Annotated in this window: 10 protein-coding genes and 1 tRNA gene; 5 read left to right on the top strand and 6 right to left on the bottom strand. The window is 47.2% G+C overall.

The genetic code is table 11. The annotated features are described in order from the left end of the window. Nucleotide 1 precedes the first annotated feature (1 nt). The gene (locus KUA46_RS09125) at nt 2-2,521 is read left to right on the top strand and encodes a DEAD/DEAH box helicase (protein ID WP_218486883.1); all 2,520 of its coding nucleotides are present in this window, start codon (nt 2-4) and stop codon (nt 2,519-2,521) included. A 246-nt stretch (nt 2,522-2,767) separates the two neighbouring features. On the opposite strand, the gene KUA46_RS09120 is transcribed toward KUA46_RS09125, so the two are convergent. The 5 genes from KUA46_RS09120 to potA form a co-directional block, all read right to left on the bottom strand. Continuing rightward, a tRNA-Tyr gene (locus KUA46_RS09120) sits at nt 2,768-2,849 on the bottom strand. 174 nt (nt 2,850-3,023) lie between these two features. Then, nucleotides 3,024-4,331, bottom strand: coding sequence for an ABC transporter substrate-binding protein (locus tag KUA46_RS09115; protein WP_218486922.1), 1,308 nt, complete (start codon nt 4,329-4,331; stop codon nt 3,024-3,026). 80 nt (nt 4,332-4,411) lie between these two features. After that, nucleotides 4,412-5,206: an ABC transporter permease subunit gene (locus KUA46_RS09110; protein ID WP_153138262.1), complete on the bottom strand. Its 795-nt coding sequence runs from the start codon at nt 5,204-5,206 to the stop codon at nt 4,412-4,414. 23 nt (nt 5,207-5,229) lie between these two features. Next, a complete protein-coding gene (locus tag KUA46_RS09105) occupies nt 5,230-6,015 on the bottom strand; it encodes an ABC transporter permease (RefSeq protein WP_256625014.1) in 786 nt (261 codons plus the stop codon). Nucleotides 6,016-6,046: 31 nt separating this feature from the next. After that, nucleotides 6,047-7,450, bottom strand: coding sequence for a polyamine ABC transporter ATP-binding protein (gene potA, locus KUA46_RS09100; RefSeq protein ID WP_218486884.1), 1,404 nt, complete (start codon nt 7,448-7,450; stop codon nt 6,047-6,049). A 137-nt stretch (nt 7,451-7,587) separates the two neighbouring features. Here potA and KUA46_RS09095 point away from each other — a divergent pair, with 137 nt between their 5' ends. Genes KUA46_RS09095 through KUA46_RS09080 form a run of 4 tightly spaced genes read left to right on the top strand, consistent with a single transcriptional unit; the run spans nt 7,588 to nt 11,837 of the window. Continuing rightward, complete coding sequence (locus KUA46_RS09095) at nt 7,588-8,253, top strand: SprT-like domain-containing protein (RefSeq protein ID WP_218486885.1); 666 nt, start codon at nt 7,588-7,590, stop codon at nt 8,251-8,253. A 53-nt stretch (nt 8,254-8,306) separates the two neighbouring features. Beyond that, complete coding sequence (locus tag KUA46_RS09090) at nt 8,307-9,248, top strand: hypothetical protein (protein ID WP_218486886.1); 942 nt, start codon at nt 8,307-8,309, stop codon at nt 9,246-9,248. A 37-nt stretch (nt 9,249-9,285) separates the two neighbouring features. Continuing rightward, nucleotides 9,286-10,779, top strand: a complete 1,494-nt coding sequence (locus KUA46_RS09085) for an MBOAT family O-acyltransferase (protein WP_218486887.1) — start codon at nt 9,286-9,288, stop codon at nt 10,777-10,779. Between the two features lie 59 nt (nt 10,780-10,838). Beyond that, the gene (locus tag KUA46_RS09080) at nt 10,839-11,837 is read left to right on the top strand and encodes a thioredoxin-like domain-containing protein (protein ID WP_022120734.1); all 999 of its coding nucleotides are present in this window, start codon (nt 10,839-10,841) and stop codon (nt 11,835-11,837) included. Nucleotides 11,838-11,902: 65 nt separating this feature from the next. Here the strand turns inward: KUA46_RS09080 and KUA46_RS09075 are convergent, their stop codons facing one another. Further along, nucleotides 11,903-14,044: a M3 family metallopeptidase gene (locus KUA46_RS09075; RefSeq protein WP_434725785.1), complete on the bottom strand. Its 2,142-nt coding sequence runs from the start codon at nt 14,042-14,044 to the stop codon at nt 11,903-11,905. Nucleotides 14,045-14,062 lie beyond the last annotated feature (18 nt).

The raw sequence follows: 14,062 nt of genomic DNA, 5'->3' as shown, positions 1-14,062 counted from the left end.
TATGTTAGTAGATTTATTTGAATTTCAGAATAAAGCACTTGGCAGTCTGCGAGAGCGACAGGTGAAGGCACAGCGTCGCTATAAGCAAGATGGTGAGAAGAGCATCATACCTTTTACAGCCCCTACGGGTGCTGGCAAGACCATCATCATGTCTGCATTCATTGAGGCTCTCTATACTGGAGACACCTATCAAGGGACTCAGAATGATGCCATCGTGCTATGGATAAGCGATGCACCTGAACTGAACGAGCAGAGTAAGGACAAACTCTACAAAGTGGCAGACAAGTTGAGAAATCGCCAAGTTGTGACTATAGATGAGCAGAACTTCAAGGCCGACAAACTTCAGTTGGGTACCATTTATTATGTGAATACCCAGAAATTTGGGGTAAACAGCAATCTTGTGAAGTATAGCGATAGCCGTAACTATACAGGTTGGGACTTTATGCGCAACACGATAGAGGAGTATGGTGACAAACTTGTGGTTATCATTGATGAGGCTCATCGTGGTGCCAAGCCCAATGAGATTGGTACGCAGATGAGTATCATGCAGAAGTTTGTTCTTGGTTCGGAGGCAGACAATATGCCGTCCATGCCATTGGTAATCGGCATGAGTGCCACCTTGGAACGATTCAATGAATTGGTGAAATCTGCTGATTCTACGCTGTTGCCTAAGGTGGAGGTTACTCCCGATGAGGTGCGTGCGTCAGGCTTGCTGAAGGATGAGATCAAAATACACCATCCTCAGACAGGAGAGGCTTTCGCCGAGATGACCTATCTGGCGGAAGCCGCAAAGGACTGGAAAAGTAAATGCCAGCATTGGGAGGCGTATCGTCAACATGAGGATGTGGAAGTGAGACCAGCCTTGGTGGTTCAGGTAAAGAACAAAAAGGATGATAAGTTGTCTGAAACCAACCTCGACGAGTGCTTGCGCATCATTGAGGCTCATGCCGGGATTTCATTGAGAAGTGGTGAAGTGGTACATACTTTCGACATCAAGGAATCCATTACTGTCAATGGGCTTGAAGTGCGTTATCTCGACCCTTCACGAATATCGGAGTCCAAGGACGTAAAAGTCATCTTCTTCAAGGATAATCTTTCCACAGGTTGGGATTGTCCAAGGGCTGAGACGATGATGTCGTTCAAGGTGGCATCAGGTTACACCAACATCGCCCAACTGCTAGGAAGAATGGTGCGCACTCCTTTGCAGAAACGAATAGAGACTGATGATACTTTGAATGAAGTACAGCTTTTCCTTCCTAATTTTGATGCGGTTACCGTAGAACGGGTGAAGCGAGAATTGGAAGGTACGATTCCTACTCATGTGGAAACCAATCCTTCGCCTAAGCAGGAATTGAAACTTAGGGGCAACTTGCCTTGTGGACTTTCACGACAGGAAGTGTTCGAGGCTATCAATGCCGCTCAGATAGATAATTATGCGATACCGCAAAAAGACGTTACGGATTATCGAAAAGCTCTTTTCAAACTTTGCCATTTGCTGGTTCGCACTCGATTGTGCAGAGATGCTGTCAATAAGCTGAAGAATGATATCGTCGGTCAGATAACTGATTTCGTCAAGGATTTGCAGGATGCTGGGACTTACCAGCAGACGATGGAGAAAATCCGCACCATGAACGATGTGGTGTTAGCTTTTGATGCCTTGGGCAAAAGCGCAAAAGAGGGCGAGGATGGCAAACTCATTCTTTCAGAGTCGGATATAGATACTTGGAGCGAGAATGTGGAAACACGTTTTGGAAAAGACGGCGTGCTGAATGCTTATCGCAAGGCTCGCCTGGATGAGTATGACAATACTGAACTGCGTTTACAATTTATCCTCTACGCCAATAATCAGTCGTGTATGGAACGTCTGGATAAGTATTGCAAGGAGGCATTCTATGAATATTACGATAAGTATCGTCAAAAGTTAGAGGCTTTTGGGGAGGAAGTGAAGCGTGAATATGAGAAGATTGTAAAGGCTCACGTATCTACTTTGCCATTCGATTTAACCTTGCCAGACTTGATGGTTACGAGCAAGCATCCTGAAGGAACAGCATTTACTGATCATTTATATGTGGATGGAGAGGGGAAGGCTGTATTTAAGTTGAATGAGTGGGAGCAAGCTGTACTTGATGTGGAACAGAAAAAAGAAGGTTTCGTTTGCTGGGTGCGAAATGTTCCTAATAAGAATGGTTTTCTATGTATTCAATATCTTAATGGCGACGAATTAAGACCGCATTTCCCTGATTTTATCGTTGTGCGTCGTGTGGATGAGCAGTTTGAGTTTGTATTGCTTGAACCTCATTATACTGGCTATGCAGACTCTGTTCCCAAATTGAAGGGAATGGCAGCATATTCAGAGCGTTGTTCTGCTATTAAGCGTAATGAGATGATGCGCATTGTGGATATAGCGACTGGTAAGAAAGTGGAATCGCTCAATGCAGCTTCTTCCTCGGTTCGTAATGATATTAAGCATTTGATGAGCCAAGATGATTTGAACAATTTGTTTATAAGGTATAATAAATAGAGAATCAGGAGGCAATGATAAAGTGAGAGTCTTTGCCTCCTGTTTTAGCTTTTTAGTTCTTCAAGCACCCAATAGGCATCGCCGTATGCGGAACCGCATGTATGGTGGTGTGAGAGGTCGGTAAATGCGAAAATAGGAGACAAACGCCTACGATTAGTGTTTACCTCCTACTCGATTGTATAAAAAAAGTCCGGCTCTCTCTCGAAAGTCGGACTCTTAAATTTTTGAGTTATTTTTTGGGAAAAGTGGGTAGTGATGGATTCGAACCACCGAAGGCATAGCCAGCAGATTTACAGTCTGCCCCATTTGGCCACTCTGGTAACTACCCAAAAGCTTTATGTCTCAAAAGCGAGTGCAAAGGTAATGCTTTTATTTGATATTACCAAATTTTTTCGGTATTTTTTTCTCTTTTCCTTCAAAAAATGTTCTTTTTCCCCTATAAAATAGGTTTTTCCCCTCTCTTCCCCCTTTTACCTTTTTACCCTTTTACCCTTTTACTTTTTTACCCTTTTACCTTTACCACATGTCTTCTGCGGTGTTTTCTCGACAGCCTTCTGTGCTTGTAATGCTCATACTTCTTGATGGCAACGAATACCGTGAGGGCAAGGACTACGGCCAGCAGGAAGATAACGATGCCGCCGCCCAGATTGTCGCCCTTCACCTTCGACCACATATCCAATACCTCGGGAGTATGATCGCCGGCATCATGAATCATGGCGCATCGGGCTACTATGCTGCTGTCTGGATACATGATAGGGTTGAGATGGGCATTCCTGCCTTCCTCGCCAAAGAAGTAGGCCAGATTTACAGGTTGGGGATAAGCCTCAGTATCGCTCATAGCTTCTAATACTTTCTTGCCTGCCACGCTGCTCACATATCCTGTAGTCTCCATATTAGCGAGTGCCACGTCTTCCTGACAGAGATAGTTGATGAAATAGGCGGCAGCCTTCGGATTGCGGGAATATTTAGGGATTACCCAACCGTCGAACCATACATTGCTTCCTTCTTTCGGTACTTCATATCCCAGTTCTACACCCACTTTCCCGGCTTCTTCAATAGCCCAGACGGCATCACCGCTCCAGGTCATGTTGAGATAGGCTTTGCCTTTGGTCATGGTCTCCTTGCCGAAGTCGGCTTCCCATCCTTCAATGTTTGGCTTCAGAGCTTTCAACTCTTTCTCTACTGTGGCTACGGCAGCGGGTGAATAGTCGTTCATCAGCTGTGGTATGGTCACCTTGCCTGTTTCCAGGTCTTTACGGTGTGCCCAGATGAGGGCGGTGCCATAGGAGTCGCGGTAGGAATCCTTCATCAGGAGTTTGCCCTGATATTTTCTGTTCCATAAAGTTCCCCAGGTCTGTGCATCATTTATAGGTACGTGCACCTTATTATATAGGATGCCACAGGTTCCCCACATGTAAGGCACGGCATAATGGTGGGCGATGCGCCCATTGTTGGAGGTGGCATCTATCTGCTCAACAATGTATGGTGATACGTTGCTGATATAGTTGGGCGTCTTGCCGAAGGCTGTGTCGATAGGCAGGAGAAGGTCTTTGCGGAGCATGCGCTCGATGATATATTCTGACGGGCATACCACGTCGTAGTCTTCATGACCTCGCTCTATCTTGGTAAGCATCACCTCATTGATGTCGAAGGTCTGGTAGATGACTCGGATCTTCTTGCCGGTCTGCTGTTCATACCATTTCGGAAAGTTGGCAAGAACGTCTTCATCTATATAATCAGCCCAGTTGTAGACCTTCAGAATCTCCTCACGGTTCTCTTTGTTGTAACAGGAAGAGAGCGGCAGAATCATCAGCAGGCTAAGAAAGAGAAAAACGATGGCCTTAACTCCTTTTACTCCACTGACTCCTAATAATATCTTGTTCTTCATTCTCATTTCTTCTTATTTTTCTCAGAACGTTTGTTGATGATAATCAGCATCACCAGTACCAGTACGAAGATGATGGTACTCAGCGGCCGAAGTTCTGGGGTCAGTCCTCCCTTTCTGGCATCGGCATAGATGAATGTGGAGAGGGTTTCCAGACCTTCGTTACCTATTGTGAAGATGGTGACGGCGAAGTCATCGATACTCATCGTGATGGCAAGCATGAAACCGGAAATCATACCCGGCAATATCTCTGGGATGATGACCTTGCGAAGTGCCTGCATCGGAGAGGCGCCCAGATCGAGTGCCGCCTCATAGAGGTTCGGATTCATCTGCTTCAGTCTTGGCATCACACTCAGGATAACGTATGGCAGACAGAAGGTGATATGCGAGAGTACCACGGTAGTATACCCCTGCGGAATGCCCAGCGTGATGAAGAGCAGGAAGAGCGAGATACCGATGATGATGTCGCCGTTGAGTATCGGAATGTTGTTGACAAACTGTATGGCGTTACGTGCATAGCGGTTGCGCAGGTTGTAGATGCCGATGGCTGTCAGGGTTCCGAAGAGCGTGGATACGGTTGCGGTAATCAGGGCGATGGTTACGGTATTGACCAGTGCAGCTGTGAGCGAATGGTGCGTGCCTTCTTCAAAGAGATTCTTGTAGAGCTGCAGCGAGAAACCCGTCCAGTTGCCCATCACCTTCGCTTCGGTAAACGAGAAGATGATGATGATGAAGATAGGGGAGTAGAGTAGCAGCAGGAGCAACCAGAGATAGCCCTGGCAGAATACTTTCTTCATCATATCCTTACTGAATAATGACTGCATCATCTGATACCTCCTTCCTGTTTACTGCCATCACCTGCGATGAGGGTGGAGGCGCCGATGAGGAAGAGCATGATGAGCGAGAGGGCTGCACCGTAGTTCCACATCGAATTGTTGATGTTCTCCTGGATGGTGGTACCGAAGAGCTTGATGTTGTTCATCGTCAGCAGTTCGGAGATAGCGAAGGTAGAGATGGTTGGCATGAATACCATCAGAATGCCACTCGCTACGCCCGGCATGGAGAGGGGCAGGATGACCTTGAAGAACTGCTGCCAAGGCGATGCTCCCAGGTCTTCAGCTGCTTCGATATAGCTGCGGTCCATCTTCTGCAGGGTATTGTAGATAGGGTAAATCATGAATGGGATGAAGTTGTAGACCATACCGAACAGGAGGGCGCCCTCACCCAGTTGAAGGTCGGCAAAATCGAAGAGGGCCACGGTGGCAAGTGTGCGCACCAGGATGTTTACCCACATCGGCAGAATGAAGAGCATGACGATGGTGTTGGCATACTTCATCTTGGTTTGTGTCAGAATATAGGCGGCCGGATAGCCCAGCAGAATGCAGAGCAGGGTGTTGAGAAAGGCGATGCCTATTGAATACACAAAGGTGTTGATGGCTTCGGGGTGTGCCAGGAACTTCTGGAAGTTGTAGAGCGTCAGGGCTCCGTTCTCATCGGTAAATGCAAACACTACGATGAGAAGCAATGGCAGTACCACAAATATCGCTGCAAAGATGGCGTAAGGTATCGACCAGCTTTGTCGCGAAGAGATAAACTTGATAATGTTCAATTTATAATTGATAATTAGGAATTAATAATTTTTATTCAAACGAAATATTCTCCTGAGGAATGGTGATAGCCACATGATCGCCTAAATCCCATACATCCTGTGTATCTACATAGAGCTTCTCGCCCCAGTCGGTATCGATGGTGAGATGATAGTGGTCGCCCTTGTAGAGAATGAAGCTGATGTCGCCTGTAAAGGTTCCTTCGCTCTCGTTGTCGAAGAGTTCTATCTTGTTGAAAGGTACGTTCACCCGGATGGTTTCGTTTCCGTTTTCATCGGTCTGAATCTTGTCCTTTATTTCTTCCGGAATCTCCATCTGGTATTCGCAGCCCAGGAATTCTATTGTTCCGTCGCCGTTTACCTTTGCATCGAAGGTGTTGGTGATGCGCTCCTTCTTCATGATGTGAATATTGTCGGGTATCACGCTCATTCCTATCGTCTGACCTACTTCGAAATGCTTGTAGTTCTGGATGAGGAATTCATTGCCCTTCTCGGTTTCTGCCAGCATCTCGTAGTGTACTCCCTTGAAAATAGAAGATGTTATCTTGCCCACAAACTGGGCGTGGGCGGTATCGGTGGAAACTTCTATATCCTCAGGACGTATCACGACATCCACTTCCTGGTTGCAGCCGAAGCCCTTGTCTACACAAGGCAGTTCGGTATCTGCCACATTCACCAGACAGTCGTGGACCATCGTTCCGCAGAGAATATTGCTCTCGCCGATAAAGTCAGCAACAAAAGCATTGGCTGGTTCGTTGTAGATATCGGTTGGTGTACCTATCTGCTGTATCTCTCCCTCGCTCATCACCACGATGGTATTGCTCAGGGTGAGGGCCTCTTCCTGGTCGTGGGTTACGTATACGAAGGTAATGCCCAGGCGTTCGTGCATCTGCTTCAATTCCAGCTGCATGTCTTTACGCATCTTGAGGTCGAGTGCTGCAAGCGGTTCGTCCAGGAGAAGAACTTCCGGTTCGTTGACGATGGCACGGGCGATGGCGATACGCTGCTGCTGACCGCCCGAAAGCGAGTTGACATCACGATATTCGTAATCACTCATGTTTACCATCTTCAGGGCACGTTTCACCTTTGGCAAAATCTCTTCCTTCGGTGTGTTCTTGAGTTTCAGACCGAAGGCGATATTGTCGTAAACGTTGAGATGAGGGAACAGAGCGTATTTCTGGAATACCGTGTTTACATTTCGCTTGTAAGGAGGAAGGTTAGTAATATCGTTGCCGGCGATGGTAATGATGCCTTCGCTGGCGGTTTCAAAACCTGCCAAAAGTCTTAATAATGTCGTTTTTCCGCATCCCGAAGGACCCAGAATGGTCATAAATTCGCCCTTTCTCACATAGAGATTGATGTTGTTGAGGGCTGTTTTCTCGCCAAATCTTTTCGACACATTCTTAATATCTATGATATGCTGTGCTGTCTTGTTCATTTTTGTTGTAAATTTGCGTGCAAAGTTACGCATTTTTCGATAAATATTGAAAGAAACAAAGAAAAAGTTGTATCTTTGCAAACGTTTTGTAGTATCTGATATACAGAACTGAATAATTATTGAATAAATATACATACATGATTGTTACAATAGAATGGATGGAGGAGTGGTTCAGACGGTTTGACCAGGAATATTTCGGGGGAAAACTGCCTGTTCCTGAACTCGGACTTACTCATGCCAAGACTCGGTTGGGGCAACTTGCCTATAAGCGGGCCTCCAGATGGGGACGCACCAAACTCTACGATTTCAAACTCTCCATGTCTACTTATTATGATATGACCGACAAGCAGGCAAAGAGTGTCTTGCTTCACGAGATGATACATTACATCATCGGTTATACTGGACTGAAAGATACCTCGGCACATGGTGTCGTGTTCAAGGGACTGATGGATAAGCTCAACTGCCAGTATGGCTGGGATATCAGAGTCTCGACATCCACCAAGGGCTGGAAGGTAAGCGAAACCGTAAGAAGCAGGAAAGAGAAGAAGGGACCGCAAATCTATCTGATGCTTGCCATCGAAATGAATGATGGAAGACATTATCTCTCGAGAGTGAATCCGAGTTTTGCCCATCGCATCGAAAATCAGCTGAAGACGGTCAGGGAAGTGGTTTCTCATCAGTGGTATACTACGATGGAGAACTATTTCGAAGACTATCCGCAGGTGCGCAGTTTGAGAGGAAGGCGCATCTCGAAGGCCGATTTCGGAAAGTTGCTCAATGTGCTCACTCCCTTTCAGCTGTAATGCCAGATGAATGTATAAGAAAAAGAATAACCAAAACTCATTAAAGATATAAAATGAAAGAAACCTGGAAAATGATAGCCCTGCTTGCAATAGCCATTGGAGGACTGCTGGCTTATGCCTTCATTCCAGAGCAAGTGGCTGAAAACATTCCGCTGAAACAGATTGGAATGGATGCGCTCACCGGTAAAAGTGAGGCAGAGCTTGCTGAAGAGGAAAAGGCTGACAGCATGATAAAGGAACCCGTGGATACGGCGGCGCAGCGAGTACTGATCTTCGGCGACTCGATGTCGGAATATCTAGGTCTGCGACTGGCTGATTATGCCAACAAGAACGGGCATAAGCTCACCTGTATTACCTGGGTGGGTTCGGGCACCAGAAACTGGGCTGCTACCGATACCCTGCAGCATTATATCCAACGTATCAAACCTACCCATGTCTTTGTATGTCTGGGCAGCAACGAACTGTATACGTCTGATATGAAGGGATGTGAAAAACGCATCCGTGCCATCCTGAGCAAGATTGGTAATATTCCGACGATATGGATCGGTCCGCCAAACTGGTGTGAGGATAATGGATATAACAAACTCCTCCGTGAGGTGATGGGCCCACGAGGCTATTATCCTAGCTACAAACTTACCTTCGAACGCCAGAAAGACGGCCGGCATCCGACTATGACTTCATCTGCCATGTGGATGGATAAGATTGTTGAATGGATGAATAGCGGACATTGTGTGCATCCGTTCCGATTGGAAAAGCCGGATAAGCGTGACCGCAGATACAGACAGATTACCATCTTGCCTCCTGGAACCAAACATAGGGCAGACAACACGGCTATGAAGAAGGATTCTCTTTCTATGCCTGTTGAGGGAACTGTGCCTGAAACCACAGAAAGTCCTGCTGCAACCAAGGAACCTGCAACTGCAGGAAAAACGGCTCCGGCTGCTGACAAGACGGTTCCAGCGGTAAAGCATGTAAACCATAAAGACTCCGTATAAGAAAGAGTTCAATAAATAATATCTTCAGAACAGACAAATGAATTATTCAACATTCGAAATAAGTGCCTTGTGGCATTGGATAGAGCGGCTGTTTGTTTATCAGGCAGATTCTCCGCTGATGATGGGCAGCATTCCGTTTGCGTTGCTCTTCATCTTCTTCCTTGCCATTTATACCCTGCTCAAGAGCTATTCGCGCACAGCCATGATGATGTATGTCATCTGCTTCAGCCTTTTCTTTGCCTATAAGGTGAACGGAATGGTGATGTGGATGCTGCCGCTTACGGCTTGCATCAATTATGCCGTAACCCAGGAAATGAGACTGCATGAGGGGAAGGCGCGCAAGGCGCTGCTCACCTTCGTGGTGCTTGTAGACCTGGCTCTGCTGTGCTATTTCAAATATACCAATTTCATCATTGGCGATGTAGTCAACGAGATGTTCAGCACCAACTTCTCCCTGCAGTCTATCGCTCTGCCTGTAGGTATCTCGTTCTATACCTTCCAGGCTATCAGCTATGCGGTAGATACCTATAAGCGCAAGTTCGACATGGAGGTAACGCTCCTGGAGTATTGCTTCTATCTCACCTTCTTTCCGCTGCTGATGGCGGGTCCTATCACCCGTGCCGCCAACCTGATACCCAGACTGAAACGAAACGAACAGGCTTCCAGCAGAATGCTGTGGACAGGACTCTTTCTTATCATGCTGGGACTGGTCAAGAAGAATATGCTGAGCGATTATATCGCACAGTTCAACAACTGGGTGTTTGATGCGCCGCAAACCTTCTCGGGTTTCGAGAATCTGGCAGCGCTCTTCGGCTACCCTGTCCAGATTTTCCTCGATTTCTCGGGATACAGCGATATGAGTATCGGTGTAGCAGCCATTCTGGGTTTCTATCTGCCCGACAACTTCTATTTCCCTTACCGCTCACTCTCGGTTACCGAGTTCTGGCGTCGCTGGCACATCTCGCTTTCCTTCTGGTTCCGCGATTATGTGTATATTCCGCTGGGTGGAAACCGGAAGGGAAAGGTGTGCATGTATTTCAACAATTTCCTCACCATGCTGGTGGCAGGTTTGTGGCATGGCTCTTCCTGGATGTTCGTCATCTGGGGTGCTCTTCATGGTTTCGGACTTGTGGTGCATAAGTTCTTCAGCCGTCAGTTGGGCATAAGCATTCCCCGTACGCTGGCAGGCAATTCCCTCAGCTGGCTCATCACCTATTTATATATATGCTTTGCTTGGTCGTTCTTCCGTGCCAAGGATTTGGGTGTGTTGGGGAAGATGTATGATAAGGTGGCAAATGATTTCAGCATCGATTATCTGGTGCCTTTCTTCCATGCCCGTCCTGCCTGGACGCTTTGCATCATAGGTGTCATGCTGAGCTATCTCTTTACCGAGCGCCAGTATCATCGTCTTCAGGCGCGGTTCATCCTCCTGCCTTGGGTGGCTAAACTGCTGCTCTTCATCATCTGTCTGCAGATGGTGGTGGAGGTTTCCCAGGAGAGTGTGCAGCCGTTTATTTATTATCAGTTCTAGTTTCGATGGTTAATATTAATATATATTTTTGAAGTAACAGACATAAACAGTAAAATTGTATGAAGAAACTATTATTCTTTTTGCTCCTGATGACGGCTGTCGTCGGTAGAGCACAGACTTCGCTTGACTTGCTGCCTGTAGGCACCGAGGCTCCCGACTTCACGATTACTGACAGTAAGACGGGTAAGAAAATCTTCCAGCTTTCAGATAAGAAGACTCAGAAGGATAAAGACGGAAAAACGGTTCCGGGTGTCTGGACCGTGCTCGATTTCTGGGCTTCCTGGTGTCCAGACTGCAGAAGAGACATGCCGATGGTGAAGGCTATCTATGACAAATACAATACCAAGATCCAGGTAGTGGGTGTTTCTTTTGATACCGATGAGGCTAAGATGAAGAAATATCTGGGCGATAATCAGTATAGCTGGTTGCAATACTGTGAGTTTAAGAAATGGAAGGAAACTAAGATTTCCAAGGATTATCACATTTCGTGGATTCCTACCTCTTATCTGATCAATCCGGAAGGTAAGGTTGCATTCTCTACCGTGAAGGCGGAGGAGATGATGAAGAAACTGGATTCGCTCGACCAGGCTGGAGCTTTGAAACCTGCTCAGGTGCAGACTGCTCTCAAGAAGGTGTATAATGAAAGCATCGATCCGATGGCTCAGATTGATGAGGCTTTGGCTAAAGCCAAGAAGAATGGCAAGTTTGTTATCTGTCAGGTAGGTGGTAACTGGTGTCCATGGTGCTTGAAGTTTGCCGATTTTGTAGAGAAGAATGCTGCGGTCAACAAGATGGTGAATGATCATTTCGAATATATTCATGTGAACTACAATCGCAGAAAAACTGCCGGTGATGCGGCGGTGAAGAAGGCTGAGCAGCTGATGAAGCGACTGAATAATCCTCAGCGTTTCGGATTCCCGGTCTTTGTGGTGCTCGATGAAACCGGAAAGGTTCTCCATATCCAGGATTCCAGTTTTCTGGAAGAAGGTAAGGGATATAACGAAGAAAAGGTGCTCAGATTCCTGAAGAGCTGGACACCTCAGGCTATTAAAGGATAAAGAAAGAGGGTGTGTCATTAACTTATGGCACACCCTCTACCTGTTTCATATCGTAATTTTATGCATTACAAACCTCTTGCTTTCAGAAATCCGGAAGCATCGGGCTTCTCCATACCTGTAAAGTCGGTAAACATTTCCAACTGGTCCTTGGTGTTGCCACGGCTCAGAATCTTATCGCGGAATGCCTGACCAACGGCTGGATCCAAGGCACCATGCTTTGCAAAGTAGTCGGCGATGTTCACAGCCAACACCTCTGTCCAGAGATAGCTGTAATAGCCTGCAGCATAACCGCCGCCCCATACATGGTTGAAGTATGATGTGCTGTAGCGAGGAGGAATCTGGGTGTTGAGCAAACCGATGTTGTGGAGCTCTTCCTTCTCGAAGGCGCCTGCCATATAAGGTGAAGGCACCTCTTCTTCGCTAATCTTGTGCCAGGCAAGGTCAAGACAGGTTGCAGCCAGATTCTCGCCCAGTGAATAAGCGGTCTGGAAGCTGATGCTCTTCAGCATGCGCTCTTTCAGATCGGCTGGCATCGCAGCACCGGTCTCGGTATGACGGGCGTAATGGTCGAATATCTCCGGAATAGAAGCAAACGATTCGTTAAACTGGGATGGCATTTCTACGAAATCGCGGGCAACAGCTGTTCCTGAAAGGGTATTGTATTTGCAGTCGGAAAGGATTCCGTGAAGTGCATGACCGAACTCATGGAACAGGGTAGTAACCTCATCCCATGTGATGAGAGATGGCTGACCCTCCGGTGCCTTGGCGTTGTTGCATACATTATATATGATAGGCAACTGGCCGCGCTGTTTGCTCTGCTTGGCAAAGGCGCTCATCCATGCACCGCCACGCTTGGTAGGACGGCGGAAGTAATCGCTGTAGAAAAGGGCGATTGGCTTGCCGTTCTTGTCGCTCACCTCGAATACTTTCATGTCTGGGTGATAGGTAGGAATATCCTTGCGCTGTTTGAAGTTCAGTCCGTAAACACGATGGGCGGCATAGAACACACCGTTCACCTGTACGCTGTCGATGTTGAAGTATGGCTTGATCTCATCATCGGTAATGTTGAGCATCTCCTTCTTCATCTTCGCAGAATAATAGAATCGGTCGTATGGCTGCAGCTTGAAGTCCTTGCCCTCCGTCTTCTGGGCATACGCTTCTATCGCCTTGGTTTCAGCATCAGCCTTAGGAGCATATTCCTTGATGAGCTGCTTCAGGAAATCATCCACATTCTTGCTGTTCTTAGCCATCGTCTTTTCGAGCGAATAGTCGGCATAGTTGTCATATCCCATCAGCTTGCCCTTCTCGGCACGCAATTTGGCAATCTCGGTTACGATAGGGAAGGTGTTGAATTTTGGGTTGGTACCGTCGGCACGGTGGATGCTTGCCATATACACCTTCTTGCGCAGTTCGCGGTTCTGGAGATTGGTGAGGATAGGCTGCTGGGTGGTGTTGATGATGACGATGCAGTAAGGTGCCTTGCCTCCGCGGCTCTCAGCATCTTTCTTGCATTGTGCAATGTCTGCATCGCTCAATCCGGCGAGTTCTTCCTTGCTGTTCACCCAAACCACGGCGTTGTTGGTAGCGGCAGGAAGAAGGTTGCCCCATTCCTGCTGTAACTCAGAGATGCGGGAGTTGATCTGCTTCATGCGCTCCATCTTCTCGGCAGAAAGGAGGGCACCTGAACGTACAAAACTCTTATAGATAACCTCAGTAAGGCGCTTGTCTTCGCCCTTGAGTTTCTTATATTCATTATCGTAAACATACTTGATGCGCTCGAAGAGTTTCTTGTTGAACGAAATCTCATTGTCGAGTTCGGTCAGCAATGGGGTAGCCTTCTTTTCGGTTTCGGCGATGCCCGGAGTTTTGTGGGCACTGGTGAGACCGAAGAAGATGTTAGTCACCTTTTCTAGTAGCGCACCGCTCTCTTCATAGGCGAGGATGGTGTTCTGGAAGTTAGGCTTCTTCTTGTTGTTTACTATCTTCTGGATGTTGGCACGCTGCTCCCTGATAGCCGCTTCGATGGCTGGCAGGTAGTCGCTCTCCTGAATCTTGCTGAAGTCAGGAGCACCGAATGGAAGACTGCTCTTTGTTAAAAGAGGATTCTGACGGTTACCGCCCGCAGTCTGTGCGAACGATGAGGCTGGCATCTGCAAGAGTGTTGCAGCCAAGCCCAGGGTAAGGAAAGTCTTGTTAAGTTTCATCATGTTTCTTTGTTTATTTGA

Source organism: Segatella copri, assembly GCF_019249765.2.
Lineage (GTDB): Bacteria > Bacteroidota > Bacteroidia > Bacteroidales > Bacteroidaceae > Prevotella > Prevotella copri_K.
This window is presented reverse-complemented; position numbering and strand designations above follow the sequence as displayed.

Excerpts from the sequence above, each read along its gene's own strand:
- KUA46_RS09125 (WP_218486883.1), top strand. The coding sequence starts at position 2 with ATGTTAGTAGATTTATTTGAATTTCAGAATAAAGCACTTGGCAGTCTG.
- KUA46_RS09115 (WP_218486922.1), bottom strand. The coding sequence starts at position 4,331 with ATGATTCTGCCGCTCTCTTCCTGTTACAACAAAGAGAACCGTGAGGAG.
- KUA46_RS09110 (WP_153138262.1), bottom strand. The coding sequence starts at position 5,206 with ATGATGAAGAAAGTATTCTGCCAGGGCTATCTCTGGTTGCTCCTGCTG.
- potA (WP_218486884.1), bottom strand. The coding sequence starts at position 7,450 with ATGAACAAGACAGCACAGCATATCATAGATATTAAGAATGTGTCGAAA.
- KUA46_RS09095 (WP_218486885.1), top strand. The coding sequence starts at position 7,588 with ATGATTGTTACAATAGAATGGATGGAGGAGTGGTTCAGACGGTTTGAC.
- KUA46_RS09090 (WP_218486886.1), top strand. The coding sequence starts at position 8,307 with ATGAAAGAAACCTGGAAAATGATAGCCCTGCTTGCAATAGCCATTGGA.
- KUA46_RS09085 (WP_218486887.1), top strand. The coding sequence starts at position 9,286 with ATGAATTATTCAACATTCGAAATAAGTGCCTTGTGGCATTGGATAGAG.
- KUA46_RS09080 (WP_022120734.1), top strand. The coding sequence starts at position 10,839 with ATGAAGAAACTATTATTCTTTTTGCTCCTGATGACGGCTGTCGTCGGT.
- KUA46_RS09075 (WP_434725785.1), bottom strand. The coding sequence starts at position 14,044 with ATGATGAAACTTAACAAGACTTTCCTTACCCTGGGCTTGGCTGCAACA.